The sequence below is a fragment of the Rhizobium sp. CAU 1783 genome (assembly GCF_054551725.1).
Window position 1 is genome coordinate 339,526 of record NZ_JBTOLM010000004.1, and the last position, 23,096, is coordinate 362,621.

24 protein-coding genes are annotated in these 23,096 nt (G+C 62.2%); 14 read left to right on the forward strand and 10 right to left on the reverse strand.

Annotated elements, in window-relative coordinates; all coding sequences use genetic code 11:
- Positions 1 to 124 precede the first annotated feature (124 nt).
- Both ACX93L_RS17985 and ACX93L_RS17990 read right to left on the reverse strand, forming a co-directional pair.
- Entirely contained in the window at positions 125 to 2,671 is a 2,547-nt protein-coding gene (locus tag ACX93L_RS17985) for an ABC transporter permease (RefSeq protein ID WP_459406080.1), read from the reverse strand.
- Positions 2,668 to 3,381 carry an ABC transporter ATP-binding protein gene (locus ACX93L_RS17990; RefSeq protein WP_459406081.1) on the reverse strand — a complete coding sequence of 238 codons (714 nt, stop codon included), beginning with the start codon at positions 3,379 to 3,381 and terminating at the stop codon, positions 2,668 to 2,670. The genes ACX93L_RS17985 and ACX93L_RS17990 overlap by 4 nt, the downstream gene beginning before the upstream one ends.
- Positions 3,382 to 3,462: 81 nt before the next feature.
- Between ACX93L_RS17990 and ACX93L_RS17995 the strand changes: the two genes are divergently transcribed.
- On the forward strand, positions 3,463 to 4,104 hold the full coding sequence (locus tag ACX93L_RS17995) for an arylesterase (protein WP_459406082.1): 642 nt from the start codon (positions 3,463 to 3,465) through the stop codon (positions 4,102 to 4,104).
- 72 nt (positions 4,105 to 4,176) lie between these two features.
- Positions 4,177 to 4,764, forward strand: coding sequence for an RNA 2',3'-cyclic phosphodiesterase (gene thpR / locus ACX93L_RS18000; protein WP_459406083.1), 588 nt, complete (start codon positions 4,177 to 4,179; stop codon positions 4,762 to 4,764).
- Here thpR and ACX93L_RS18005 read toward each other — a convergent pair.
- On the reverse strand, positions 4,677 to 5,177 hold the full coding sequence (locus ACX93L_RS18005; RefSeq protein WP_459406084.1) for a low molecular weight protein-tyrosine-phosphatase: 501 nt from the start codon (positions 5,175 to 5,177) through the stop codon (positions 4,677 to 4,679). The two genes, thpR and ACX93L_RS18005, sit on opposite strands and share 88 nt — an antisense overlap.
- Before the next feature lie 32 nt (positions 5,178 to 5,209).
- Here ACX93L_RS18005 and ACX93L_RS18010 point away from each other — a divergent pair, with 32 nt between their 5' ends.
- The 7 genes from ACX93L_RS18010 to ACX93L_RS18040 all read left to right on the forward strand — a co-directional run bounded on the left by ACX93L_RS18010 (position 5,210) and on the right by ACX93L_RS18040 (position 11,143).
- Positions 5,210 to 5,512 carry a 4a-hydroxytetrahydrobiopterin dehydratase gene (locus ACX93L_RS18010; RefSeq protein ID WP_459406085.1) on the forward strand — a complete coding sequence of 101 codons (303 nt, stop codon included), beginning with the start codon at positions 5,210 to 5,212 and terminating at the stop codon, positions 5,510 to 5,512.
- 57 nt (positions 5,513 to 5,569) lie between these two features.
- Positions 5,570 to 5,956 carry a YkvA family protein gene (locus ACX93L_RS18015; protein WP_459406086.1) on the forward strand — a complete coding sequence of 129 codons (387 nt, stop codon included), beginning with the start codon at positions 5,570 to 5,572 and terminating at the stop codon, positions 5,954 to 5,956.
- 350 nt (positions 5,957 to 6,306) lie between these two features.
- On the forward strand, positions 6,307 to 6,810 hold the full coding sequence (locus ACX93L_RS18020) for an invasion associated locus B family protein (RefSeq protein WP_459406087.1): 504 nt from the start codon (positions 6,307 to 6,309) through the stop codon (positions 6,808 to 6,810).
- A gap of 252 nt (positions 6,811 to 7,062) precedes the next feature.
- Positions 7,063 to 8,289 carry a 23S rRNA (adenine(2503)-C(2))-methyltransferase RlmN gene (gene rlmN, locus ACX93L_RS18025; RefSeq protein ID WP_459406088.1) on the forward strand — a complete coding sequence of 409 codons (1,227 nt, stop codon included), beginning with the start codon at positions 7,063 to 7,065 and terminating at the stop codon, positions 8,287 to 8,289.
- 128 nt (positions 8,290 to 8,417) lie between these two features.
- A complete protein-coding gene (locus tag ACX93L_RS18030; protein WP_169593662.1) occupies positions 8,418 to 9,371 on the forward strand; it encodes an ABC transporter substrate-binding protein in 954 nt (317 codons plus the stop codon).
- 99 nt (positions 9,372 to 9,470) lie between these two features.
- Positions 9,471 to 10,352, forward strand: coding sequence for an ABC transporter permease (locus tag ACX93L_RS18035; protein ID WP_459406089.1), 882 nt, complete (start codon positions 9,471 to 9,473; stop codon positions 10,350 to 10,352).
- Positions 10,349 to 11,143, forward strand: a complete 795-nt coding sequence (locus ACX93L_RS18040) for an ABC transporter ATP-binding protein (protein WP_459406090.1) — start codon at positions 10,349 to 10,351, stop codon at positions 11,141 to 11,143. The genes ACX93L_RS18035 and ACX93L_RS18040 overlap by 4 nt, the downstream gene beginning before the upstream one ends.
- A 74-nt stretch (positions 11,144 to 11,217) precedes the next feature.
- Here the strand turns inward: ACX93L_RS18040 and ACX93L_RS18045 are convergent, their stop codons facing one another.
- Positions 11,218 to 11,859: a LysE family translocator gene (locus tag ACX93L_RS18045; RefSeq protein ID WP_169593670.1), complete on the reverse strand. Its 642-nt coding sequence runs from the start codon at positions 11,857 to 11,859 to the stop codon at positions 11,218 to 11,220.
- 84 nt (positions 11,860 to 11,943) lie between these two features.
- Positions 11,944 to 12,795: an SDR family NAD(P)-dependent oxidoreductase gene (locus ACX93L_RS18050; protein WP_459406091.1), complete on the reverse strand. Its 852-nt coding sequence runs from the start codon at positions 12,793 to 12,795 to the stop codon at positions 11,944 to 11,946.
- 208 nt (positions 12,796 to 13,003) lie between these two features.
- Between ACX93L_RS18050 and ACX93L_RS18055 the strand changes: the two genes are divergently transcribed.
- The gene (locus ACX93L_RS18055; protein ID WP_169593675.1) at positions 13,004 to 14,227 is read left to right on the forward strand and encodes an argininosuccinate synthase; all 1,224 of its coding nucleotides are present in this window, start codon (positions 13,004 to 13,006) and stop codon (positions 14,225 to 14,227) included.
- 61 nt (positions 14,228 to 14,288) lie between these two features.
- Here ACX93L_RS18055 and ACX93L_RS18060 read toward each other — a convergent pair whose 3' ends face one another.
- Complete coding sequence (locus tag ACX93L_RS18060) at positions 14,289 to 15,482, reverse strand: multidrug effflux MFS transporter (RefSeq protein ID WP_459406092.1); 1,194 nt, start codon at positions 15,480 to 15,482, stop codon at positions 14,289 to 14,291.
- Positions 15,483 to 15,740: 258 nt separating this feature from the next.
- Here ACX93L_RS18060 and ACX93L_RS18065 point away from each other — a divergent pair, with 258 nt between their 5' ends.
- Positions 15,741 to 17,804 carry a M3 family metallopeptidase gene (locus ACX93L_RS18065; RefSeq protein ID WP_459406093.1) on the forward strand — a complete coding sequence of 688 codons (2,064 nt, stop codon included), beginning with the start codon at positions 15,741 to 15,743 and terminating at the stop codon, positions 17,802 to 17,804.
- 30 nt (positions 17,805 to 17,834) lie between these two features.
- On the opposite strand, the gene ACX93L_RS18070 is transcribed toward ACX93L_RS18065, so the two are convergent.
- Positions 17,835 to 18,305: a YiiD C-terminal domain-containing protein gene (locus ACX93L_RS18070; RefSeq protein WP_459406094.1), complete on the reverse strand. Its 471-nt coding sequence runs from the start codon at positions 18,303 to 18,305 to the stop codon at positions 17,835 to 17,837.
- 188 nt (positions 18,306 to 18,493) lie between these two features.
- Here ACX93L_RS18070 and typA point away from each other — a divergent pair, with 188 nt between their 5' ends.
- Both typA and ACX93L_RS18080 read left to right on the forward strand, forming a co-directional pair.
- Positions 18,494 to 20,326: a translational GTPase TypA gene (gene typA, locus ACX93L_RS18075; protein ID WP_459406095.1), complete on the forward strand. Its 1,833-nt coding sequence runs from the start codon at positions 18,494 to 18,496 to the stop codon at positions 20,324 to 20,326.
- 202 nt (positions 20,327 to 20,528) lie between these two features.
- Positions 20,529 to 21,035 (forward strand): GNAT family N-acetyltransferase, encoded by a 507-nt coding sequence (locus ACX93L_RS18080; protein ID WP_169593682.1) that lies wholly within the window; start codon positions 20,529 to 20,531, stop codon positions 21,033 to 21,035.
- Positions 21,036 to 21,062: 27 nt separating this feature from the next.
- On the opposite strand, the gene ACX93L_RS18085 is transcribed toward ACX93L_RS18080, so the two are convergent.
- Positions 21,063 to 21,689 carry a hypothetical protein gene (locus ACX93L_RS18085; RefSeq protein WP_459406096.1) on the reverse strand — a complete coding sequence of 209 codons (627 nt, stop codon included), beginning with the start codon at positions 21,687 to 21,689 and terminating at the stop codon, positions 21,063 to 21,065.
- A 185-nt stretch (positions 21,690 to 21,874) separates the two neighbouring features.
- On the opposite strand from ACX93L_RS18085, the gene ppa reads away from it, so the two are divergent.
- The gene (gene ppa / locus ACX93L_RS18090) at positions 21,875 to 22,408 is read left to right on the forward strand and encodes an inorganic diphosphatase (protein WP_154720346.1); all 534 of its coding nucleotides are present in this window, start codon (positions 21,875 to 21,877) and stop codon (positions 22,406 to 22,408) included.
- A gap of 2 nt (positions 22,409 to 22,410) precedes the next feature.
- Here the strand turns inward: ppa and ACX93L_RS18095 are convergent, their stop codons facing one another.
- Together ACX93L_RS18095 and ACX93L_RS18100 are read right to left on the reverse strand one after the other, a co-directional pair.
- Positions 22,411 to 22,725 carry a DUF167 domain-containing protein gene (locus ACX93L_RS18095; RefSeq protein ID WP_459406257.1) on the reverse strand — a complete coding sequence of 105 codons (315 nt, stop codon included), beginning with the start codon at positions 22,723 to 22,725 and terminating at the stop codon, positions 22,411 to 22,413.
- Positions 22,722 to 23,042 carry a YggT family protein gene (locus ACX93L_RS18100; RefSeq protein ID WP_459406097.1) on the reverse strand — a complete coding sequence of 107 codons (321 nt, stop codon included), beginning with the start codon at positions 23,040 to 23,042 and terminating at the stop codon, positions 22,722 to 22,724. Before ACX93L_RS18100 ends, ACX93L_RS18095 begins: the two co-directional genes overlap by 4 nt.
- Positions 23,043 to 23,096: the final 54 nt, after the last annotated feature.

The window sequence follows — 23,096 nt, forward strand, 5'->3', positions numbered from 1 at the left end:
CTCCAGCATGCCTTGCTTCAATATGAGGTTTCCGGGCCTGCGGGACAAGACCCGCACACCTCAAAATGCCGTTATCACGGCCTACGGACCGATGCCCGGCGTTGGTGGATCGCTGCCGGTGCCGTCAGAGCTCGCGAAGGACGGGGGCAGCCTTCTGCCCGAGGATACGCCAGGTACCCGTCAAGCCGATGCCGATGGTCGTGACGAGGGCGATCGCGATGGTGGCGAGCGCGACGTCGGGCAGGAAGCTGGAGGGAAGCCGCATGATCTGGCTCAGTACGTACCAGGCGACGGCGCCGCCTGCCAGCAAGGCAAAGCAGGCGGTCGCGGCGCCGAGCAGGAAATACTCATAGGTGAAGGCGCGAATCAGCATGGAGCGTGTTGCACCCAGCGTCTTCAGGACCACCGCGTCATGGGTGCGGGCGCGATTGCCGGCCGCGAGGGCGCCAGAGAGGACGAGTATGGAGGCGATCAGGGCGATGGCGGCGGCGGCGCGGATGGCGGTTGCCAGCTGACCGACGAGCCGGTCCACAACGTCGAGCGCATCCTTGACGCGCACACTGGTGATCGTCGGATAGGCCTGGGTGACTGCACGGAGGACGGCTGCTTCGTCCGCGCCTGTCGCCTTCGGGTCAGTGAGGGTCGCGAGCCAGGCATGGGGCGCGCCGGCAAAGGTGTTCGGCGAGAAGATCATGACGAAGTTGATCGAAAGGCTCTCCCACTCGACCTTGCGGAAGTTGGCGATTGTCGCGGTGATGTTGCGTCCGAGCACGTTGACGGTCACAGTATCGCCGATCTTGAGACCCAGTTCGCGGGCTTCTTCCGACGAGAAGGAAACGAGCGGTTCGCCGGCATAACCGGCCTCCCACCACTTGCCTTCGACGATCGAGGCATTCTCCGGCACCTTTTCGGAATAGGTGATGCCGCGGTCGCCGCGCAGCACCCAGCGGCCTTCGGGCGGGACGTCCATCTTGGTCACGTCGTTGCCGTTGAAGGCCAGGATCCGGCCACGCAGCATGGGAACTTCGACGAGGCTGCCCTCCGGCGCCTTGTCCTTTACAACGGCGCGGAAGCCGTCAATCTCCGCCTTCTGGATGTCGATGAAGAAGAAATTGGGTGCCCGCTCCGGCAGGTTGCCGGTGAGTTCGCGCCGGAGATTTCCGTCAATCAGGGCGAGGGCGACCAATAGGCTGAGGCCAAGCCCCAGCGACAGGGTGACGGCCGGCGTCAGGGCGCCTGGACGGTGTATATTGCCGATCGCCAGTCGCAGGGCCGCCGATTGCGGGTGCGGAACGCGTCGTGCCACGTAGGCAATCAGCATCGCGACCAGGCGCAGGAGCAGGAAGCCTGCAGCCATCGCCACCAGGAAGATGGTCGCGATCCGGCGCTCCTCGGCGGTGACGATTGCAAGAGCGGCGAGGGCAGATAGCGCAAGCGCGGTCGCGGCGACATAGGGCCAGGCGGGCAGGCCGCGCGGCTCGAAACCCTGTTCGCGAAAGAGGGCCGTTGCCGGAACCTGGCGTGAATGACCGAGCGGCAGGATGGCGAAGGCAAGCGTCACCAGCATGCCGAAGACGGCGGCCAGCAGCAGGGCTCCCGGATAAAGCGTCGGTTCGGTCGAGATCGGCAGGAAGCCGGCCAGATAATAGGCGGCGACCAGCGGTGCGAGCGCGCCGAGCACGAGACCCGCGACGATGCCGATCGAGGCGACGATGGCGATCTGGAACAGATAGACCATCACCACGACGGAGGCCGGGGCGCCGAGGCACTTCAGGGTGGCGATCACCGTGCGCTTCGAATCGAGAAAGGCGCGTACCGCATTGGCAACGCCCACGCCGCCGACCACGAGGGCCGTCAGTCCGACAAGCGTCAGGAACTGGGAGAAGCGTTCGATGTTCTCGGTGAGCGAAGGAGCCGCACGATCGCTCGTGCGGATCGACCATCCGGCATTCGGCAACGCGCTCTGAGCCTTCTGCCGGATCGCTTCGGCGGCCGGTGCGGGGTCGGCAAGGCGGATCTTGTAGGCGTGCTCGACGAGGCTGCCGGTGTCGATCAGGCCGCTCGCCTTCAGCGCCTCCCTGCTTGTCAGCAGACGCGGGGCAAAGCCGAAGCCGTCGGAAATCGCGTCTGGCTCGTTGACGATCGTGCCGGTGATGACGAAGCGCGCCTTGCCGATCAGGATCTCGCCGCCGACAGCTAGGCCGAGGCGTTCGAGCAGCAGCGGCGCGGCGATCGCGCCGTAACGGGGGCCGTCCGGTGCTATGAGTTCGGCGAGCGGCCGGTCCGGTTCCGCCTTGAACGTTCCGTACAGCGGGTAGGAGCCGTCGACGGCTTTCACCTCGACCAATGACTGGTCCGCCCCGTCGGGAAGACGCGCCATCGAGCGGAGTACGGTGGAGGCCGAGACCTTTCCGAGCTCCTCAAGGAAGCTTAGCTCGGCCGGTCCCGCCTCGCGATTGGTGAGTTCGAAGCGTACGTCACCGGCCAGCAGGGTGCGGCCCTCCGAGGCGATCGAGCCGGTGATCGCGGTCGCGACCGAGTTCACCGCGGCGATCGCCGCCGTGCCGAGCGCAATGCAGGCGAGGAAGATGTAAAAGCCCTTGAGGCCGCCGCGCAGTTCGCGGAGGGCAATGCGAAAGGCGATCGACAGTCGGGCGGAAAGGGTCCTCATGCCGGCTGGTTTTCCGGATGGCGCGCGCTGGCGGTGGCGTCTGCAGCGATCCGGCCGGAGGCGACGCGCACCTGGCGCGAGCAGCGGGAGGCGAGTGCCAAATCATGGGTGACCAGCACCAGCGTCATGCCGCGTTCCGCCTGCTGGGCGAACAGCAGATCGGCGATCTGCCGCCCGGTCTCGCTGTCGAGGTTGCCGGTCGGCTCGTCCGCGATCAGCACGGCGGGCGACGGGGCGAGGGCACGGGCGATTGCAACGCGCTGCTGTTCACCGCCCGAAAGCTGGCCGGGATAGTGGCGCAGGCGCTCGCCGAGTCCCACCGCTTCGAGTTCTTTGCGGGCGATATCGAAGGCGTTGCGGACATTGGCCAATTCGAGCGGGATCGCGACGTTTTCCAGCGCGGTCATGTTGGCAATCAGGTGGAAGGACTGGAAGACGATGCCTATGTTCTTGCCGCGGAAATCGGCGAGCGCGTCTTCGCCGAGCCGATGCAACGGGGCGCCGTTGACATGGATTTCCCCGCTGTCGAGTCTTTCCAGTCCAGCAAGCACCATCAGAAGTGTCGATTTGCCCGAACCGGAGGGGCCGACGATGCCCACCGCCTCGCCCTGGGCAATTTCCAGGTCGATGTCCTTCAGCACGTGGACGGATGCGGCCGCATTGCCGAGCGTCAGATCGGCCTTCTTCAGTTCGATGATGGTTTTTCTCACGCGCTCTCGCCCTATATAGATGACGCGAAGAAACCTTCACGCGCCGCCACTTGCAGCATCCGCCAATTTAGGAAAGGCCCCATGAGATTTAAAGCAGCCCTGCTTCATTTCGCCGTGATCGTCGGAGGGCTTCTCGGCGCCGTTCCCTTGGCGACAGCCGAGCCGCTGCAACTGGTCGGCTTCGGCGATAGCCTGATGGCGGGCTACCAGCTACCGCCGGACGATGCGCTGCCGGTCAAGCTCCAGAAGGCGCTCATTGAGGAAGGCGTTGACGTCGCCATCACCAATGCCGGCGTGTCCGGCGATACGACGACGAGTGGTCTGGCGCGTGTCGACTGGTCGGTGCCTGACGGTACGGACGGCGTGATCCTCGAGCTCGGCGCCAACGACGCCCTGCGGGGCATAGCGCCCGAGGAAACGCGAAAGAACCTCGAAGCCATCCTCGACCGGCTGAAGGCGCGCGGGATCCCTGTGTTAATGCTGGGCATGCTGGCGCCGCCGAACATGGGGGCGGATTATGGTGATCGATTCAACCCGATCTACCCGGAGCTTGCGGCGAAATACGCGCTGCCCTTCCATCCCTTCGTGCTCGACGGGGTGGTCACTCGTCCGGATCTTCAGCTGGAGGATGGAATGCATCCGAATGCGAAGGGGGTCGATGTGATGGTGGAGCGCATGCTTCCGGTTGTACGGGGCTTCGTGAAAACCATCGGGGATCGCTGAAATATTAGCTTGCACGGCTGAGCGTTGCGTGATTCGCTGTGTGCATCTGCAAATAGATTCGGGGAGCTCGCGATGCCGAGATTATTCACTGCCCTCGAAATTCCGCGTAGCGCGGCTTTGAGCCTCTCCCTTTTGCGCGGCGGTATCCCCGGAGCACGATGGATCGATGTGGAGAACTACCACATCACCCTGCGTTTCATCGGAGACGTCGACGGCCGGACCGCCGACGAGATCGTCGATCGACTGGACCGCATCGACCGCCCGGAATTCAATCTCAGCCTGACAGGCATCGGGTCCTTCGGTTCGAAGAAGCCCCATTCGATCTGGGCCGGGGTGACGCCGACCCCGGAAATGTATGCCCTCCAGGCGGAGATCGAACGGATCTGCCAGCGCATCGGCTTGCCGTCCGATCCGCGCAAATTCATGCCCCATGTGACGCTGGCGCGGCTCAAGTCCTGCCGAGTCGATGACGTGGTGCACTACCTTGCCGGTCGCGGCGATTTCCACACATCGCCGTTTACGGTCACGCGCTTCGTGCTCTTGTCATCCAAGGAGTCGGTGGGCGGCGGCCCTTACCTCACCGAAGAGGTGTTCCCGCTCCACGAGCCGCTTTCCAGCTTCTCGACAAGGGACGTACAGCCGGCAAAGAGCATGGTGTAGACGGCCTGAAAGCCGTCGATCCCACCGTAATAGGGGTCCGGGACGTCGGCTTCCTTGCCTGTTGAAAATGCCGAGAACAAGGCCACCCGGGCGGTCGCGTCCGGCGGCGCCATCGTCTTGAGGTTTCGCAGATTGTCGTGATCCATCGCGAGGATCAGCCCAAAGCGCCTGAAGTCCTCGGGAGCCACGCGGCGGGCACGCAGGCCTGCAATGTCGATGCCGTTCATTCGTGCGACCTCAATCGACCGTTGGTCGGGCGCATGGCCGATGTGCCAGCCGCCGGTGCCGGCGGAGTCGGTCGGATAGCGCTCCTCCTGGCCACCAAGTGCGGTCAGGTGGCGGAATATGCCTTCGGCCAGCGGCGAGCGGCAGATGTTGCCGAGGCAGACGAACAGGACGGGGAACGGGTACATCGGTGGGTTCCGCAGGAAGGAGCACTAACGCCATGAAATACGAAAAACTCGACAAGGCTGCAATTGATGAGCGGTTGCATACCGCATCCGGCTGGACGTTGTCGGAGGACGGTTCGGCCATTTCCCGGCATTTCGTGTTCACAGATTTCGGCGAGGCTTTTGCCTTCATGACCCGATCGGCGCTGGCCGCCGAGCGTTTCGACCACCACCCGGAGTGGTCGAATGTCTATCGGCATGTGGATGTGAAGCTAACCACCCATGCCGTCCAGGGATTGACCGATCTGGATTTCCGCCTCGCGGCGGCGATGGACCGTGCGGCGGGCGGGCGTGATTGATTTCATCACCGCGATCACCATATTTTGATCGGGTCCAAATACGAGGGTCGAAAGACGATGGACGATATCAAGATCGGCGAAATCCTCTTGCCGGGTGACGAAGAGACGCAGAAACGCCAGGAGACCAATGTCCGGGCAAAATTCTGGCCGACCATGAGAAAGGCGATGCGGCAGGTTCCGTTTTCGCGCGATGTCATTGCCGCCTTCTATTGCGCCACAGACCGGCAGACGCCGCTGCGCGTGCGCGGAGTACTGCTGGCTGCCCTCGGCTACTTCGTCCTGCCGCTGGATGCGGTCCCCGACATGTTCGCGCTGATCGGCTTCACCGACGATATCGCCGTGCTCACCACCGCAATCGCGCTGATCAACGGGCATATCAAGGACCGACATTACGAATCGGCAGACAGAATGCTCGCCGATGCGCCCGAGGAGGGCACGGCCTGACGACTACGCCAGGCCGGCGACGAAACAGCGCATCCCGTCATGATTGAGGCGGCGGTCGTTGCTTGCCTTCTCTTCCCGGGCGGAAAAGGTCTCCAGGGAAATCTCCTCAAGCCCAACTCTCGCCAGATTTCTTCATTTTAGATCATTTTTCATGGGGAGGCTGCTCTTGGTCGCATTGATGTCGCGAAACAAGGCATGTTTTTCCCGCGGAATATGGTTTGCGACCCGGAATCGTCTCGCTGTTGACGGTTTGGTAACGTAAATTAAGTCATACTGAATCAAGTTTTGACGATGGAATGTCCGGCTTACCTCGGCCGGGCGGTGGATGGACAAGCAACCGGCAGGAAGACATGTTCGTAAGAAGTAGCGTAACCGCAGTGGCAATCATTCTCGCAAGCAGCGCTGTGGCTGCAGCGCAGTCGCCCACGCGTATCGAGCAGTTCAAGGCATGGGGCGCCTATTCCTACAAGTCGAACGGGGGGACTGTCTGCTATGTCCTGTCCGTGCCGACGGCCAAGGAGCCGCCGGCAGTCAATCACGGGGATATCTTCTTCGTCGTGTCGCAGCGTCCCGGCCAGAACATCTCCTACGAACCGCAGGCGATGATGGGTTATCCGCTCAAGGAAGCCTCGAAGGTCAATGTCACGATCGACGCCAAGAATTTCGTGATGTTCGTGAAGGATACCTCGGCCTGGGTCGAGAACGCGGCTGAAGAGCCGGCGCTCGTCGCGGCCATGAAGACGGGTTCGTCGATGACGGTCAAGGCGACCTCGGCGCGCGGCACTGGCACGTCCTACAGCTACTCGCTGTCGGGTATTTCGGCGGCGCTCAAGAAGATCGAGAACTGCAAGTAGGATCCACGACGATCCGGATTTTCGAAGAGGTCGGCATTTGCCGGCCTCTTTGCGTTTCCGGCGGCAGCCGCGGTGACCCATATTCGGCGTGACGAATGCCGAAAAAACTGCTAGAGCGCCGGAAAAGCCGGAAAATGCGTCCTTCAGCATGGGGTCCGGCGCGATTTCTAGGTTCATGCCGGTCGGGTGCCGTCGTCGCGTCAGCGGCGATCGGGGTGCGTTTGATCGAAGAGGTTTATGCGAATGGCTGTCATGGAAAATGTGATAGGGCGTGAGACTGTCCGCAGTGCGCCGGCCGCCGCGACCATCGTGGAGAAACCGACGTTGATCGGTGCCGACCGCGAGGAGCTTGGCGCGATGCTCAGGGAAAAGGGCGTTCCCGAGCGGCAGATCAAGATGCGCGTCAGCCAGCTTTGGAACTGGCTCTATGTCCGCGGTGTATCTGACTTCGACGCCATGGCGAATGTCTCGAAGGACATGCGCGAAATGCTGAAAGCCAATTTCAGCATTGCCCGGCCCGAGATCGTCGAGGAGCAGGTCTCGAACGACGGCACCCGCAAGTGGCTGCTGCGTTATCCGCCACGCGGAGCGGGCCGTCCCGTGGAAGTCGAAACCGTTTACATCCCCGAGGAAGGCCGCGGTACGCTTTGCATCTCGAGCCAGGTCGGCTGTTCGCTGACCTGCTCTTTCTGCCACACCGGCACGCAACGACTGGTGCGCAACCTGACTGCAGAGGAGATCCTTTCCCAACTGCTTCTGGCGCGCGACCGGCTTGGCGATTTTCCCGACCGTGACGTGCCGCAGGGCGCGATGATCCCGTCGAGTGACCGCAAGATCACCAACATCGTGATGATGGGCATGGGCGAGCCGCTCTACAATTTCGAGGAAGTGAAGAAGGCACTGCTGATCGCGTCGGACGGCGACGGTCTGTCGCTGTCGAAGCGCCGCATCACCCTTTCGACCTCGGGCGTCGTACCGGAGATCTACCGGACCGGCGAAGAGATCGGCGTCATGCTGGCAATCTCGCTGCATGCGGTTCGCGACGAACTGCGTGACATGCTCGTGCCGATCAACAAGAAGTATCCGCTCAAGGAACTCATCGAGGCCTGCCGCGCTTATCCCGGCCTTTCAAACGCCCGCCGCATCACGTTCGAATATGTGATGCTGAAGGATGTCAACGACAGTCTGGAGGACGCCAAGGGCCTCATCCAGCTTTTGAAGGGCGTGCCGGCCAAGATCAACCTCATCCCGTTCAATCCGTGGCCGGGCACCAACTACCAGTGCTCGGACTGGGAGCAGATCGAGAAGTTCGCCGACTTCATCAACCAGGCCGGCTATGCTTCGCCGATCCGCACGCCGCGTGGCCGTGACATTCTCGCTGCCTGCGGCCAGCTGAAGTCGGAATCGGAGCGCATGCGCAAGACTGAGCGCCTGGCATTCGAGGCCATGATGATTGCCAATCACGGCGAGGACGACTGAGGAAGCTAGGTCGCGGGTGCGACAATCCATCACGAGAAATCATCGTCCCCATCGGGGCGGGCGAATTGATTTCAAGCGACCGCTTACCTAAGACGATCGACGGCATACCCAACAATTGGAGGCATTCAATGCGCGCCACGCTACTCGCACTTTTCGCTGCTACCGCCCTCATCCTGCCGGCCAAGGCCGAAGAGGTTACCGTCGCCGTTACCGCCATCGTCGAACACCCGGCCCTCGATGCCGCCCGTGACGGCGTCAAGGAAGCGCTTGCGGCCGCTGGCTTCAAGGAAGGCGAAAACCTGAAGTTCGTCTACGAGTCCGCTCAGGGCAATCCAGGCACGGCTGCGCAGATCGCGCGTCAGTTTGTCGGCGATGCACCGAACGTCATCGTGCCGATTTCGACTCCGTCGGCCCAGGCCGTAGTTTCCGCGACGCGCGACATTCCGATCGTCTTCACGGCCGTTTCCGACCCGCTCGGTGCCGAGCTCGTCAAGGACATGCAGAAGCCGGGCGGCAACGTCACCGGCCTTTCCGACATGTCTCCGGTCGCCGACCACGTCGCGCTGATCAAGGAAATCACGCCGAACGCCAAGTCGATCGGCTTCATCTACAACACTGCCGAAGCCAATTCGGTCTCGACGCTCGCGGCCCTCAAGGCTGAAGCGGAGAAGGCTGGCCTTTCGGTCGTTGAATCGGTCGCCACCAAGTCTGCCGAGGTTCAGGGTGCTGCCCGTGCGCTCGTCGGCCGCGCCGACGTGATCTACGTCCCGACCGACAACACGATCGTGTCGGCGTTCGAAGCGGCCGTCGGCGTCGCCGAAGAAGCCAAGATCCCGCTTTATGCCGGCGACACGGACTCGGTGAACCGCGGTGCGCTCGCCGCCCTCGGCTTCAACTATTTCGATGTCGGCAAGCAGACCGGCGAGATCGTCGCGCGCGTGCTCAAGGGCGAAAAGCCGGGTGACATCCCGGTCACCGTCGCGGCCGGCACCGATCTGGTGATCAACAAGAAGGCTGCGGCCAAGATGGGCGTGACCTTCCCCGAAAGCATCACCAGCCGCGCCACCAAGACCATCGAGTAACTTTCGACAACCGGGGCCGTGCTTGCGCGGCCCCGCCAACTGCCTGCGTATCACGCCGCGGCGAAACGGCGGTGCGTGGCCTACAAGGACTTTTCCACCGTGAGCCAAATCGCCTTCTGGGGTGCCGTTGAGCTGGGTCTGGTCTTCGCCTTCGTGGCGATCGGCGTCTATCTCGCGTTTCGCGTGCTCGACTTTCCCGACCTGACCGTCGATGGCTCCTTTCCGCTCGGTGCTGCCGTCGCCGCCGTTCTCATCATTGCCGGGCTGAACGCCTGGGTCGCCACAGGCATTGCCATGCTGGCCGGCTCTGCCGCAGGCCTCGTCACGGCGGTTCTCAATGTCCGCTTCCGCATCCTGAACCTGCTCGCCTCGATCCTGACGATGATCGCGCTGTTTTCGGTTAACCTCAGGGTGATGGGTAAGCCGAACGTGGCGCTGCTCAACCAGGACACGATGCTGACCCCTTTCTACGGCCTGGGAGTCCCCGAGTACCTGGTGCGGCCTTTGTTCGTCTTTCTGCTGGTGGCCGCGGTCGTCATCCTCGTCTGGCGCTTCCTTGAAAGCGATGCAGGCCTTGCGATGCGTGCAACCGGCGCCAACGCGCGCATGGCGCGCGCACAGGGCGTGCAGACCGACAACCAGATCTATCTCGGCATTGCGCTTTCCAACGCGCTGGTCGCCCTCGGTGGCGCGCTTTTCGCCCAAACCAACGGTTTTGCCGATGTGACCTCCGGCGTCGGCACCATCGTCGTCGGCCTGGCCGCGGTCATTATCGGCGAAACGCTGTTCGGCAAGCGCGGCCTGCTGATCGCGCTCATCGGCTGTGTCTTCGGTTCCATCGCCTATCGCCTTGCAATCCAGTTGGCGCTGTCGAGCGACGTGCTTGGGCTCAAGGCCTCTGACCTCAACTTCGTGACCGCCGTGCTGGTCGCGGTCGCGCTCGTCCTTCCGAGGCTGCGCCGTGGAGGAGCTTCCGCATGATTTCGCTCGAGAACATCGACGTCGTCTTCGGCCGCGGAACGCCGCTGCAGAAGCAGGCACTGAAGAACGTCAACCTGACCATCGAGACCGGCTCCTTCGTGACCGTCATCGGTTCAAACGGCGCGGGCAAGTCGACCCTGCTCGGGGTTCTCGCCGGCGACGTCTTGCCGACCTCGGGGCGGGTCTCGATCGGGGCTGCCGACGTCTCGCGCAAGGCCACGGCGACGCGGGCGGGGCTCGTCGCCCGCGTCTTCCAGGATCCGCTTGCCGGGAGCTGTGGCGCGTTGTCCATCGAAGAGAACCTTGCGCTCGCCTCGCAGCGCGGCAAGCGCCGCGGACTTGCTTCAGCGCTCGGCGGTTCCCGCCGAGGCGAGTTCCGTGATCGTATCGCTTCGCTCAACCTCGGCCTTGAAAACCGCATGGCCGACCGCATGGATCTCCTGTCCGGCGGCCAGCGTCAGGCGGTGTCGCTGGTGATGGCAACGCTCGCCGGTTCCGACGTGCTGCTGCTCGACGAACATACCGCAGCGCTCGATCCAGGCATGGCGGAATTCATCATGGGGCTCACCCAGTCGATCGTCTCTGAACGCAAGCTGACGACGCTGATGGTCACCCATTCGATGCGTCAGGCACTCGACTACGGAAGCCGGACGATCATGCTGCATGGCGGCGAGATCGTGCTGGACGTTGCAGGGGACAACCGGAAGGACCTGCAGGTCGAGGATCTAATCGACATGTTCCGCCGCATTCGCGGCCAGACGCTCGACGACGACGAGCTGCTGATCGGCTGATATCGCCGAGTGGAGAACGAGAAAAAGGCGCCGGCCCGTCAGGGTCAGGCGCCTTTCTCGTTTGTGCAGAAAGATCAGCGAGCTTGGGTGAAGAGGATCTTGACCGCAAAGATCGAGAAGACGCCGGCGAAGGTGTAGTCGATGGCGCGCAGGACCTTTCGGTTCGCCTGAAGCCAGGAGGACAGGACGTCTGCCAAGAAGATGATGGCAAGGCCGATCGGCAGCGACAGGATGATCGACCAGATGCCGAGGAAGATCAGCTTGCCGGTGACGTGCGGGTCGCTGGCGCTGACAAATTGCGGCAGGAAGGTCATGAAGAAGATGATGACCTTGGGATTCAGCAGATTGACCCACAGGCCGTTGAGGAAAGCCTTCGAGGCGGAAGCTTGCCGCTGTCCCTCGGCCTTGATCACGAAGTTAGAGCCGTGGCGGATCGCCTGGATGGCGAGCCAGAGCAGATAGCCGGCGCCCCCGGTCTTTAGGACCAGGAAGGCGGTCGGCGAGGCGACGATCAGTGCCGAGATGCCGAAGGCGACCAGCATCGTATGGATCGAAATGCCGAAGCTCGTGCCCGCCAGCACCATGAGGCCGCTTCCACGGCCGTCGCGCAACGAGCGGCTGATCCAGAGCGTCATGTCCGGTCCCGGGGTGATTGCGAGCAGAAGGATTGCGAGGCTGAAGGCAAGGAAGGTGGGCAGGCTCGGAATGAATTCCATGGATCGGTTCCACAATAGAAAACCCGGTACGGGCGATGTTTTCGCATCCTCCATACCGGGCTGCCGAGCGATTGCCAATCGGGCTTATTGACCGTTGAGATAAGCCCTGAACTTTCCACCGTAGTCGGGATGCCAGCGCGAGAGCGGCGGCCGGTTTTCGACGATGTCGCCGGCCGCCCAGAGAATGCGCTTCTCGTCGGTGGCGCGGTTCACTTCATTGTCGGGGCAGAGAATGTAGAAGTTGCCGCGCCCGATGCTCTCCAGCATGAAGTCGACGGTTTCTTCCGGGGTCCAAGCACCCTCGGGCTTTTCCGTGCGCCCGTTGGCCGTCAGGGCCGTGAAGACGAAGCCGGGGATCATCAGGTGGGCGGCCACCTTGCAGTCCGGCGTATTGCGCAGTTCATGCTGAAGCGCTTCCGTGAACGCCTTCACGCCCGCCTTGGAGACGTTGTAGGCCGGATCTCCGGGCGGCGTGGTGATGCCCTGCTTGGAGCCCGTGTTGATGATCAGCGCGGGCTCGCCGTGGCCGATCATGTGAGTCCCGAAGGTGCGTGTGCCGTTGATGACGCCCATCAGGTTGACGCCAATCACGTTGTCCCAATTGGCCTGCGGTCCGAAAAGGCTGCTGCCCGGCTGAATGCCGGCATTGTTCATCAGCACATGCACGCGACCGAAGCGCTGGATGACAGCGCGTTCGAGCGCCTCCAGTTCGTCGAGTCTTGCGACGTCCGTCTCGATGGCGACGATGTCGGTGTCGGGATGGGCAGAAAGTTCGGCGACCTGCGCGCAGGCGTTCGCCAGGCGGTCGCCACCGAGATCGGCAAGCACGACGCACATGCCGTTTCTGGCGAAGGCCTTGGCGGCGGCAAGTCCGATCCCGGATGCGGCCCCCGTCACGACGGCGACCTTGCCTTCGGCGATAGCTGGATGTTGCATGTCGGTGTCCCTCTTCGTTTGTCTCGAACACCGCTGGATATGGGTAACGTGGCGGCTCCGGTCAAACGGCGTCGGGATGCCGCGCTTTTTGCCGCGCACCGGCGACCCTTTGTCCCTTCCCCTTGCGCGGCGCGATAATCTCGCTAAAAGTGCCGCAAACCAAGGGCCCTGGTCCATGCGGCTCACTGCTCACGAACGGACTTTCATCATGGCATCGCATAAAGACGTGAAGAAGGTTGTCCTCGCCTATTCGGGCGGGCTCGACACCTCGATCATCCTGAAATGGCTTCAGACGGAACTCAACGCCGAAGTCGTGACCTTCACTGCCGACCTCGGCCAGGGTGAAGAGCTTGAGCCGGCACGCCGCAAGGCAGAGATGCTCGGCATCAAGGAGATCTTCATCGAGGACGTCCGCGAGGAATTCGTCCGCGACTTCGTCTTCCCGATGTTCCGCGCCAATGCCGTCTATGAAGGCGTCTACCTGCTCGGCACCTCGATCGCCCGTCCGCTGATCTCCAAGCACCTGATCGACATTGCCAAGAAGACCGGTGCCGACGCGATCGCCCACGGTGCCACGGGCAAGGGCAACGACCAGGTTCGTTTCGAGCTTTCGGCCTATGCGCTGAACCCCGACATCAAGATCATCGCTCCGTGGCGCGACTGGTCGTTCAAGAGCCGTACCGACCTTCTGGAGTTCGCCGAACAGCACCAGATCCCGGTTGCCAAGGATAAGAAGGGTGAGGCTCCCTTCTCCGTCGACGCCAACCTTCTGCACTCCTCGTCCGAAGGCAAGGTTCTCGAAGACCCGTCGATGGAAGCTCCGGAATACGTGCATATGCGCACGATCTCGCCGGAAGCCGCTCCCGACAAGGCAACGATCATCAAGATCGGCTTCGAAAAGGGTGATGCGGTCTCGATCAACGGCGTTCGCATGAGCCCGGCCACCATCCTCGCCCAGCTCAACGACTACGGCCGCGACAACGGCATCGGCCGTATCGATCTCGTCGAGAACCGCTTCGTCGGCATGAAGTCGCGCGGCGTCTACGAGACCCCCGGCGGCACGATCCTGCTTGCGGCCCACCGCGCGATCGAGTCGATCACGCTCGACCGGGGTGCTGGCCACCTCAAGGACGAGCTGATGCCGCGCTATGCCGAGCTCATCTATTACGGCTTCTGGTTCTCGCCCGAACGCGAGATGCTGCAGGCGGCGATCGATCTCAGCCAGCGCCATGTCGAGGGCGAAGTCACCCTGAAGCTCTACAAGGGCAATGTCATGGTGATCGGCCGCGAGAGCGAAAAGTCGCTCTATTCGGACAAGCTGGTCACCTTCGAAGACGATCAGGGTGCCTATGACCAGAAGGATGCGGCCGGCTTCATCAAGCTGAATGCTCTGCGCCTTCGCACGCTGGCAAAGCGTAACCTGAAGGGCTGATCAGCCCATTCGATCATGCTGTCGAAGCCCGCCGCTGCAGCGCGCAGCGGCGGGCTTTTTGTCAACCTGCGCGCCGCCGCGCCCAGAGGAAGGCGAGATAGGCGGCGATCGACAGGAATTCCATCGCGGGGATGACTGTGCCGAAAGCCGTCAGCGGATCGCCGATCATGGCCGCGGCGACTCCGCCGAGGAAGCCAGAAGCCATCTGGATGAAACCGATGAGCGCGGCAGCCGACCCGGCAATCTCGGGATGGGGTGCAACCCCGGCAGTGGTGATATAGGGGCTGACGAAGGCGATCCCGAAGGAACAGACGGCGACGGGTCCCATGATCGACAGGAAGCTCGGTTCGACGAATTCGACGGAAAGGGCGATCGCCGCGCCGCCGATGCCGACGAGAAGCAGGCCGACCAGCAGTGAGCCGCGCTCGCCCAGCCGCCGGGCGAGGAGCCGCAGGGCGACCGAGCCGGAAAAGAAGAAGCCGGATTGCATCAGCATACCGAAGCCGAACTGGCTGGGCGTCAGGCCGACATGGTTGATCAGCACGAACGGCAGCATGGTGGACTGGGCATAAAGCGCGCCGATGCAGCCTCCGAGCACCAGTGCCGAGAACAGCACACGTGGATCCGAGATCAGCGTGGCATAGGCCCGGGCGAGGCGATCCGGTCGAATGAGGGCCCGATCCGGCGTGGTCGTCTCGGCCATCAGCAGGCTGATCGTCAGGCTGGTGCCGATGCCGAACACGACCATCAGAAAGAAGATCGCCTGCCAGCCGGAAAGCGCGAGCGCCAGGCCGCCCAGCGTCGGGCCGGCGGCAGGCCCGACCGCCAGCATGATGCCGATCATGTTGAGGATCCGGGCCGCTTCCGCGCCGTTGAACTGGTCGCGAACGATCGCGCGGGAAACTGTGACGCCGACCGATGCGCCGATCCCCTGGATGAGGCGGCCGGCAAGCAGGAAGTCGACGGTCGGGGCAAAGGCGGCAATCAGGCTGCCGAGGATGTAGATCGCGAGGAAAACGAGTGTGGCCTTGCGGCGTCCGAATGCATCGGAGACCGGACCGGCAAGAAGCTGGGCGACGGCAAATCCGCCGAAATAGATGGAGAGGCTGAGCTTGATGGCGCTGTCGGTCGTCTCGAAGGCCTTGACCAGTTGCGGCATGGCGGGGGTGTAGACGGCCATGGAAACCGGGCCGATGGTGGTGAGGAGGGCGCCGATCAGCGAGGTGCAGCGTTCGCTCATGCGAGCCTTTGTCATGCAATTCCGTTCTTGCGATTTGTAAAGGCGCCGAGCCGAGCCTGCTGTGTCGTCGCCGAGGCATGGCCGCGGACCATAGGCCCGGCAGGCCGATTTGGCGATAGGAAGAATACGGCATTCATTGCGTTGCCTTGGCGCCTGAGGGTAAGAAATCTTGTCGGTTTCGGGCTCCACGCTTGCCAAGTTCGCGCCACGAATACCATATCGCATGACAAGAGCCTGCTTCGCGGGCGTCCGTCAGGCCAAGGGGAAATCGTCATGAGCACATCGTCTTCCGTCAATCCCGCCGTCTTCGAATGGAACGGGCCGAACGGTCTGCCACGCTTCGAGGCGGTTTCCGATGACGACTACGCTCCGGCTTTCGAGGCGGCCTTTGCTCGCCACGATGCGGAGATCGATGTCATCGCCGGCAATCCGGAAGCGCCGACATTCGCCAATACGATCATCGCGCTCGAAACCGCCGGTGACGAGCTGTCGCGCGTCTCGGCGCTGTTCTGGAACAAGGCGGGGGCTCACAGCAACGATACGATCCAGGCTCTTGAGCGTGACATTGCCCCGAAGATGTCGCGCCACTACTCGAAGATCGGCATGAATGCCGATCTCTTCCGGCGGATCGACACACTCTGGGAGGCGCGCGCCGGCCTTGGCTTGACGACCGAAGAGCTTCGCGTGCTCGAGCGCCACTGGAAGGGCTTCGTCAAGTCCGGCGCCAAGCTCGAGCGGAAGAGCCAGGAACGGCTGGCGGCGATCAACGAGCGCCTGGCGGGGCTCGGCGCGCAGTTCGGCCAGAACGTGCTCGCCGACGAGAAATCCTGGTGTCTGCCGCTCAAGGACGGCGAGGATCTCGCCGGCATTCCCGATTTCCTCAAGGAGGCGATGGCGGCGGTGGCTGAAGCCCGCGGCGAAGGCCATGCGTATGTGGTCACGCTGTCCCGCTCGATCATCGAACCGTTTCTGACCTTCTCGACCCGCCGCGATCTTCGCGAGCAGGCCTTCCGCGCCTGGGTGGCACGCGGCATGAATGGTGGCGAGAGCGACAACCGCGCCATCGTCAAGGAGACGCTGTCACTTCGCGCCGAGAAGGCCGGCCTGCTAGGCTATGCCAATTACGCTGCCTACAAGCTCGACGACACCATGGCCAAGACACCCGAAGCGGTGAACGGACTGCTGATGAAGGTCTGGGACAAGGCCGTCGATCAGGCAAAGGCAGAGGAACGCGAACTGGGCGCGCTCGTTGCGGAAGAAGGCAAGAACCACGAGGTGATGCCCTGGGACTGGCGCCACTATGCCGAAAAGCTTCGGGCGCGGAAATTCGATTTTTCCGAAGCGGAGCTTAAGCCCTACCTCCAGCTTGAGAAGGTGATCGAAGCCTGTTTCGATGTCGCCGGTCGATTGTTCGGCATCACGGCGGTGCCGCTGAAGAATGTGGTCGGCTATCATCCCGACGTACGGGTCTTCGAGATCCGGGACCGCAACGGCAAGCTGGTGGCCATGTTCCTTGGAGACTATTTCGCCCGGCCGTCGAAGCGCTCGGGCGCCTGGATGAGTTCGTTCCAGTCGCAGCACAAACTGCCCCTGAAGAATGGCGCTACCGGCGAAATCCCGATCATCTACAATGTCTGCAACTTCGCCAAGCCAGAGGAAGGGAGGCCGGCCCTCCTGTCGCTCGACGATGCGCGGACACTCTTCCACGAGTTCGGCCATGCGGCCCACGGCATGCTGTCGAACGTCACCTATCCCTCTGTGTCGGGAACCGGCGTATCGCGTGACTTCGTCGAGCTGCCGTCGCAGCTTTATGAGCACTGGTTGACGGTTCCGGAAATCCTCAAGACCTACGCGGTCCACTACGAAACCGGACAGCCGATGCCGCAAGCGCTCCTCGACAAGGTGCTGGCCGCCCGGACCTTCAATGCCGGCTTCGCGGCAGTCGAGTTCACGTCGTCAGCCCTCGTCGACATGGCCTTCCATACCGGCGGTGCAGTCGAGGATCCGATGGCCCTGCAGGCGGAGGTGCTCGAGAAGATCGGCTTGCCGAAGTCGCTCGTGATGCGCCATGCCACGCCACACTTCCAGCACGTCTTCGCTGGCGACGGCTACTCGGCCGGCTACTATTCCTACATGTGGTCCGAAGTGCTCGATGCGGATGCCTTCTCGGCCTTCGAGGAAACCGGCAACGCCTTCGATCCGGCAATGGCGGAGAAGCTCAAGGCAAATATCTACTCGGTCGGGGGCTCGGTCGATCCGGAAGTGGCCTATACGTCCTTCCGTGGCCGTCTTCCGAGCCCGGACGCGATGCTGAAGAAGAAGGGGCTGGCGGCCTGAAGGCGACCAGCCTCAACTAGGGCCTGCTGGTCAAGGCAGTCTGGTGTTCACGAAGGCCACGAACTCGCCTTCGAGGCGGCCGGTGATGATGCCGCCCGTCTCCAGAACGGCGCCGACCAGAATGCGCGCCCGCCCGCGCCGGGCCAGCAGCCGTGTGAACGAGGCCCAGGCATTCGGATCGACGAGGTAGGACCGCGCCGTGAAGTCGTCGGTGATCGGTGCGAGGTAGTCCATCGTATTTTGCTGGATGACCACACGACTTTCCAGCCCTTCCGACTTCAGCCGCAGGTGCAGAAGCGACCACGCCGAGAGGATCGCCACGGCTGAAGCGCTGCCACCGAACACCGTTTCCCGGTGATTGATGTTCGGCGCGAGCGGTGCCGCCAGCGTGATGCTCTCCTCTTCCGTGGCGGCGACGCGGACATGCATGGCGGCCGAGATCGGGATGTGGTCATGCAGATAGGACTGCAGTTCCGCGGGTGTCATTGTCGGGCTGGCCAAAATGGGTATTCCTCCTCAAGGGGTGCCTTGTCATGTCGAATTTAGGAAGGCCAAAGCCGGCCCGGAAGCCCCGTCTGACGGGCCAGAAGCTCTTACCCCTTTCGCAAACGCAAAAAACAGGCTATGAGCGCGCCAAAGAAACAAGGCGCCGCACCCCGTTTCGCGCCCCAGCCATCAGAGATCTTTTCATGAAGCTTCGCAATATCGCGATCATCGCGCACGTCGACCATGGGAAAACGACCCTCGTCGACGAGCTCCTCAAGCAGTCCGGCTCGTTCCGCGAAAACCAGCGCGTGGCAGAACGCGTCATGGATTCGAACGATCTCGAAAAGGAACGCGGCATCACCATTCTCGCCAAGGCGACCTCGGTGGAGTGGAAGGGCGTCCGTATCAACATCGTCGACACCCCCGGCCACGCCGACTTCGGCGGTGAGGTCGAGCGTATCCTGTCGATGGTCGACGGCGCGATCGTTCTCGTCGACTCGTCCGAAGGCCCGATGCCACAGACCAAGTTCGTGGTCGGCAAGGCGCTGAAGGTCGGTCTTCGCCCGATCGTCGCGATCAACAAGATCGACCGTCCGGACGGCCGCCACGAGGAAGTCATCAACGAAGTCTTCGACCTGTTCGCCAATCTCGACGCCACCGACGAGCAGCTCGACTTCCCGATCCTCTACGGTTCGGGCCGTGACGGCTGGATGAACGTCAATCCGGAAGGTCCGAAGGATCAGGGCCTCGCGCCTCTGCTCGACCTCGTGCTGGAACATGTTCCGGAGCCGAGCGTCGGCGACGAAGATGGCGCCTTCCGTATGATCGGCACGATCCTTGAAGCTAACCCCTTCCTGGGCCGCATCATCACTGGCCGCATTCACTCTGGCTCGATCAAACCGAACCAGGCCGTCAAGGTTCTCGGCCAGGATGGCAAGCTGATCGAAAACGGCCGTATTTCGAAGATCCTGGCTTTCCGCGGCATCGAGCGCACGGCGATCGACGAAGCCCATGCGGGTGACATCGTCGCGATCGCCGGATTGTCAAAGGGCACCGTTGCAGACACGTTCTGCGATCCTTCGGTCTCCGAGGCGCTGACCGCACAGCCGATCGACCCGCCGACCGTCACCATGTCCTTCATCGTCAACGACAGCCCGCTTGCGGGCACAGAAGGCGACAAGGTTACCAGCCGCGTCATCCGCGACCGCCTGTTCAAGGAGGCCGAAGGCAATGTCGCGCTGAAGATCGAGGAAGCCGAGGGCAAGGATTCGTTCTTCGTCTCGGGCCGCGGTGAACTTCAGCTCGCCGTTCTGATCGAGACCATGCGCCGCGAAGGCTTTGAGCTGGCCGTGTCGCGTCCGCGTGTTGTCATGCATAATGACGCGACGACCGGCCAGTTGATGGAACCGATCGAGGAAGTCGTGATCGACGTTGACGAGGAGCATTCCGGCGTCGTCGTCCAGAAGATGTCCGAGCGCAAGGCCGAGATGGTCGAGCTTCGTCCGTCGGGCGGAAACCGCGTCCGCCTGGTCTTCTTCGCGCCGACCCGTGGCCTGATCGGCTACCAGTCGGAGCTTCTGACCGACACCCGCGGCACAGCGATCATGAACCGCCTGTTCCACGACTATCAGCCCTACAAGGGTCCGATTTCCGGTCGTATCAACGGCGTTCTCCTGTCCAACGGTTCGGGCGAGGCCGTTGCCTATGCGATGTTCAACCTGGAAGATCGTGGTCCGATGATCATCGAGCCGGGTGAAAAGGTCTATCAGGGCATGATCATCGGCATCCACAGCCGTGACAACGACCTTGAGGTCAACGTTCTCAAGGGCAAGCAGCTCACCAACATCCGCGCCGCCGGCAAGGACGAGGCAGTCAAGCTCACCCCGCCGATCCGCATGACGCTCGACCGCGCACTTTCCTGGATCCAGGACGACGAACTGATGGAAGTCACGCCGAAGTCGATCCGTCTTCGCAAGATGTATCTCGACCCGAACGATCGCAAGCGCATGGAAAAGGCCAAGGCCGCACAGGGCTGATTGGCGGACGACGTCTCTCCTTTAGAACCCCGGCCTCGCGGCCGGGGTTTTTGTTTGTGCATACGGCGGCCATCGGGCTTGCGGCGGGCGTTAAGATTGCGTTAAATTTCTATCTAATGGTCCAGTTGATGGTTCCGGAGAAGATGTTTGCGGCGGCATGAGGTCGTCGTTCGAGTGTCTCCGGTCCGGCGAAAGTGGCGTTATGAAGACGTTGTCGATCGATGTGCGCCCTGCGGAGCCGCAGGATGCCGCTTCCATAGCGGAGGCGCACCGCTGCTCGTGGCAGCACACCTATGCCGGCCTGATTCCGCATCGTCCCCTGGTCAAGATGATCGAGCGCCGCGGTGAGACCTGGTGGCGTAAGGCAACCCGCGGACCGGCAACCATTCTCGTCGTCGACGTTGCGGGAACCATCGCCGGCTATACGACGCTCGGTCTCAACCGGGCACGCGCCCTTCCGCAGGAAGGGGAGATCTACGAGATCTACATGCGCCCCGAGTACCAGGGTATCGGGCTTGGCCACACGCTTTTCGGCGAGGCTCGCCGTCTCCTGAAATCGCTGGGCTGCAACGGCATGGCCGTCTGGTGTCTCGAAGACAGCCAGCATGCGGTCGACTTCTTCCGCTCCAATGGCGGCGTGGATGCCGTCGAAGGCATGGAAGACTTCGACGACGTCCAGTTGAAGAAGCTCGGCTTTATCTGGAACTGAGCATTTCGGCTCCGTTCCTCTAGGGTGTCACTCTTGTACCAGACCCTCCGGCCAGACATGAGTCGGTTCGCTGGTCTTGCCGCCACGCTTGCCCTTCCACATGCTCTCCTGATAGCCGCAGGCAAAGTCTCTGGCCTCATTGTCGGCGATCTGTCGCGCGAGTTCGTTGGCGTTCGCATTCGATAGAGCGTCGACATAGCCGACGACGCAGCTCAACCCATCGTCGGGCTGCGCCACCCGCGAGATAACGAGCACCTGTCCCTCGGCTTCCTTGGTCGGTGAGCCGGTGTCACCGATGTTCTCGATGAACCAGCGCAGGATCGCGGCGAACGGCTTTCCGGAGGCGTCGAGGCGCCACTCGACCTTGGTGTTGACGTGGTTGAAGGGTTCGAAGGACTCGAATGCGCCTTCAATGAGCTCTTTCCTGACAGGGCCGTAAAGCATGCTCTGGCGCAGATCGCCTTCGAGGAAGTGAATGTCGTAGCCCTTGAGGCCCTTGCACTTCATGATCGCGCCCATGTCGTCCGAGGCGATCGTTTTGCACTTGTCCAGATCGAGATCTGTGTAGGTACTGTCGGCGGCCGTCACCGGGCCGGTCAGAGCCAGCATGGCGAAGATGGCAATCGCAGTCGTCGGTCTTGCGTCAGTCGTCATCGAATATCCCCCTCGTGCGGCACTCGTCCCGAGCGCAGATAGGATCGATCCTATTGCGCGAAGAGGGAGGAGAAAAGGTCGATTTTCGCAGTCGTTGGGCGACGGTCTTCGCCCAAAGCCGTGTTGCATTGCATCCGAATTCCCATTAGGAAACGCGGGATTTCAACACTCCCATGGGGATGAAAATGCGTATAGATGCAATCAAGATCGGCAAGAACCCGCCGGATGACGTGAACGTCATTGTTGAAGTGCCGGTCGGCGGCCATCCGATCAAGTACGAGATGGACAAGGAAGCTGGCGCGCTGATCGTCGACCGCTTCCTCTACACGCCGATGACCTATCCGGGTAATTACGGCTTCGTTCCGCACACCTTGTCGGAAGACGGCGACCCGATCGACGTCCTGATCTGCAACACGCGTCCCCTCGTTCCGGGTTGTGTCATCAATGTGCGCCCGATCGGCGTCATGGTCATGGAAGACGACGGTGGCAAGGACGAGAAGATCATCGCCGTTCCGTCACACAAGCTGACCCAGCGCTACGACAAGATCGAAAACTACACCGACATGCCGGAGATCACGCTGAAGCAGATCGAGCATTTCTTCGAGCACTACAAGGATCTGGAACCCGGCAAGTGGGTGAAGATTGCGGGCTGGCAGGATGTCAGCGTCGCGAAGAAGCTGATCGTCGAAGCGATCGACCGCTTCAAGGCACAGAAGTAAGATCAGAGGGCGACAAGCCCGTCTATCCGTCTTGCCAAATCCTCCGGGTCGCCATCGATCCGGAGGATTTTTTGTCTGGCGGTGTCGCCGGACACAAGGGAAATCGAGGACTTCGGTACGCCCAGCCGCTTGGCGATGAGGACGATGAGGGCCTGGTTGGCCTTGCCCTTTTCCGGAACGCAGCTCACACGGGCCTTCAGGTGGGCCTCGCCGTCGCCATTGGGTTCAATGCCATCGATTTGGTCACGCCCGCCGTTCGGGGTCAGGCGAACGGCGAGCCGCAGGTGATCGTCAAAGACCTTGTAGGGGCGGATCACAAGAACAGGGGAACGATGCTGTTCCACATCAGCGAACGGATGAAGAAGATGATGAGCAGCACGACGATTGGCGAAATGTCGATGCCGCCAAGATCCGGCAGGACGCGGCGCAGCGGACGCAGGACCGGCTCGGTCACGTTGTAGAGGAAGGTGCCCAGCGAGTTGACGAACCGGTTGCTCGAATTGATCACGTTGAACGCATAGAGCCAGGAGAAGATGGCACTTGCGATAAGCACCCAGGTATAGAGGTTCAATGCCAGATCGATCGTCTGAAACAGCGCGAGCATGCAGGTCTCCATTTCTCGGTTGACAGACATGTAGACATTGGCGACTAAACCGGCAAGTACTGCGGCCCGGTGGAAGACGAATCA

What these genes read in the sequence shown, in the direction of transcription:
- ACX93L_RS17985 (WP_459406080.1), bottom strand. Translation starts at nt 2,671, where the DNA reads ATGAGGACCCTTTCCGCCCGACTGTCGATCGCCTTTCGCATTGCCCTC.
- ACX93L_RS17995 (WP_459406082.1), top strand. Translation starts at nt 3,463, where the DNA reads ATGAGATTTAAAGCAGCCCTGCTTCATTTCGCCGTGATCGTCGGAGGG.
- thpR (WP_459406083.1), top strand. Translation starts at nt 4,177, where the DNA reads ATGCCGAGATTATTCACTGCCCTCGAAATTCCGCGTAGCGCGGCTTTG.
- ACX93L_RS18005 (WP_459406084.1), bottom strand. Translation starts at nt 5,177, where the DNA reads ATGTACCCGTTCCCCGTCCTGTTCGTCTGCCTCGGCAACATCTGCCGC.
- ACX93L_RS18010 (WP_459406085.1), top strand. Translation starts at nt 5,210, where the DNA reads ATGAAATACGAAAAACTCGACAAGGCTGCAATTGATGAGCGGTTGCAT.
- ACX93L_RS18015 (WP_459406086.1), top strand. Translation starts at nt 5,570, where the DNA reads ATGGACGATATCAAGATCGGCGAAATCCTCTTGCCGGGTGACGAAGAG.
- ACX93L_RS18020 (WP_459406087.1), top strand. Translation starts at nt 6,307, where the DNA reads ATGTTCGTAAGAAGTAGCGTAACCGCAGTGGCAATCATTCTCGCAAGC.
- rlmN (WP_459406088.1), top strand. Translation starts at nt 7,063, where the DNA reads ATGGAAAATGTGATAGGGCGTGAGACTGTCCGCAGTGCGCCGGCCGCC.
- ACX93L_RS18030 (WP_169593662.1), top strand. Translation starts at nt 8,418, where the DNA reads ATGCGCGCCACGCTACTCGCACTTTTCGCTGCTACCGCCCTCATCCTG.
- ACX93L_RS18040 (WP_459406090.1), top strand. Translation starts at nt 10,349, where the DNA reads ATGATTTCGCTCGAGAACATCGACGTCGTCTTCGGCCGCGGAACGCCG.
- ACX93L_RS18045 (WP_169593670.1), bottom strand. Translation starts at nt 11,859, where the DNA reads ATGGAATTCATTCCGAGCCTGCCCACCTTCCTTGCCTTCAGCCTCGCA.
- ACX93L_RS18050 (WP_459406091.1), bottom strand. Translation starts at nt 12,795, where the DNA reads ATGCAACATCCAGCTATCGCCGAAGGCAAGGTCGCCGTCGTGACGGGG.
- ACX93L_RS18055 (WP_169593675.1), top strand. Translation starts at nt 13,004, where the DNA reads ATGGCATCGCATAAAGACGTGAAGAAGGTTGTCCTCGCCTATTCGGGC.
- ACX93L_RS18060 (WP_459406092.1), bottom strand. Translation starts at nt 15,482, where the DNA reads ATGACAAAGGCTCGCATGAGCGAACGCTGCACCTCGCTGATCGGCGCC.
- ACX93L_RS18065 (WP_459406093.1), top strand. Translation starts at nt 15,741, where the DNA reads ATGAGCACATCGTCTTCCGTCAATCCCGCCGTCTTCGAATGGAACGGG.
- typA (WP_459406095.1), top strand. Translation starts at nt 18,494, where the DNA reads ATGAAGCTTCGCAATATCGCGATCATCGCGCACGTCGACCATGGGAAA.
- ACX93L_RS18080 (WP_169593682.1), top strand. Translation starts at nt 20,529, where the DNA reads ATGAAGACGTTGTCGATCGATGTGCGCCCTGCGGAGCCGCAGGATGCC.
- ACX93L_RS18085 (WP_459406096.1), bottom strand. Translation starts at nt 21,689, where the DNA reads ATGACGACTGACGCAAGACCGACGACTGCGATTGCCATCTTCGCCATG.
- ppa (WP_154720346.1), top strand. Translation starts at nt 21,875, where the DNA reads ATGCGTATAGATGCAATCAAGATCGGCAAGAACCCGCCGGATGACGTG.
- ACX93L_RS18100 (WP_459406097.1), bottom strand. Translation starts at nt 23,042, where the DNA reads ATGTCTGTCAACCGAGAAATGGAGACCTGCATGCTCGCGCTGTTTCAG.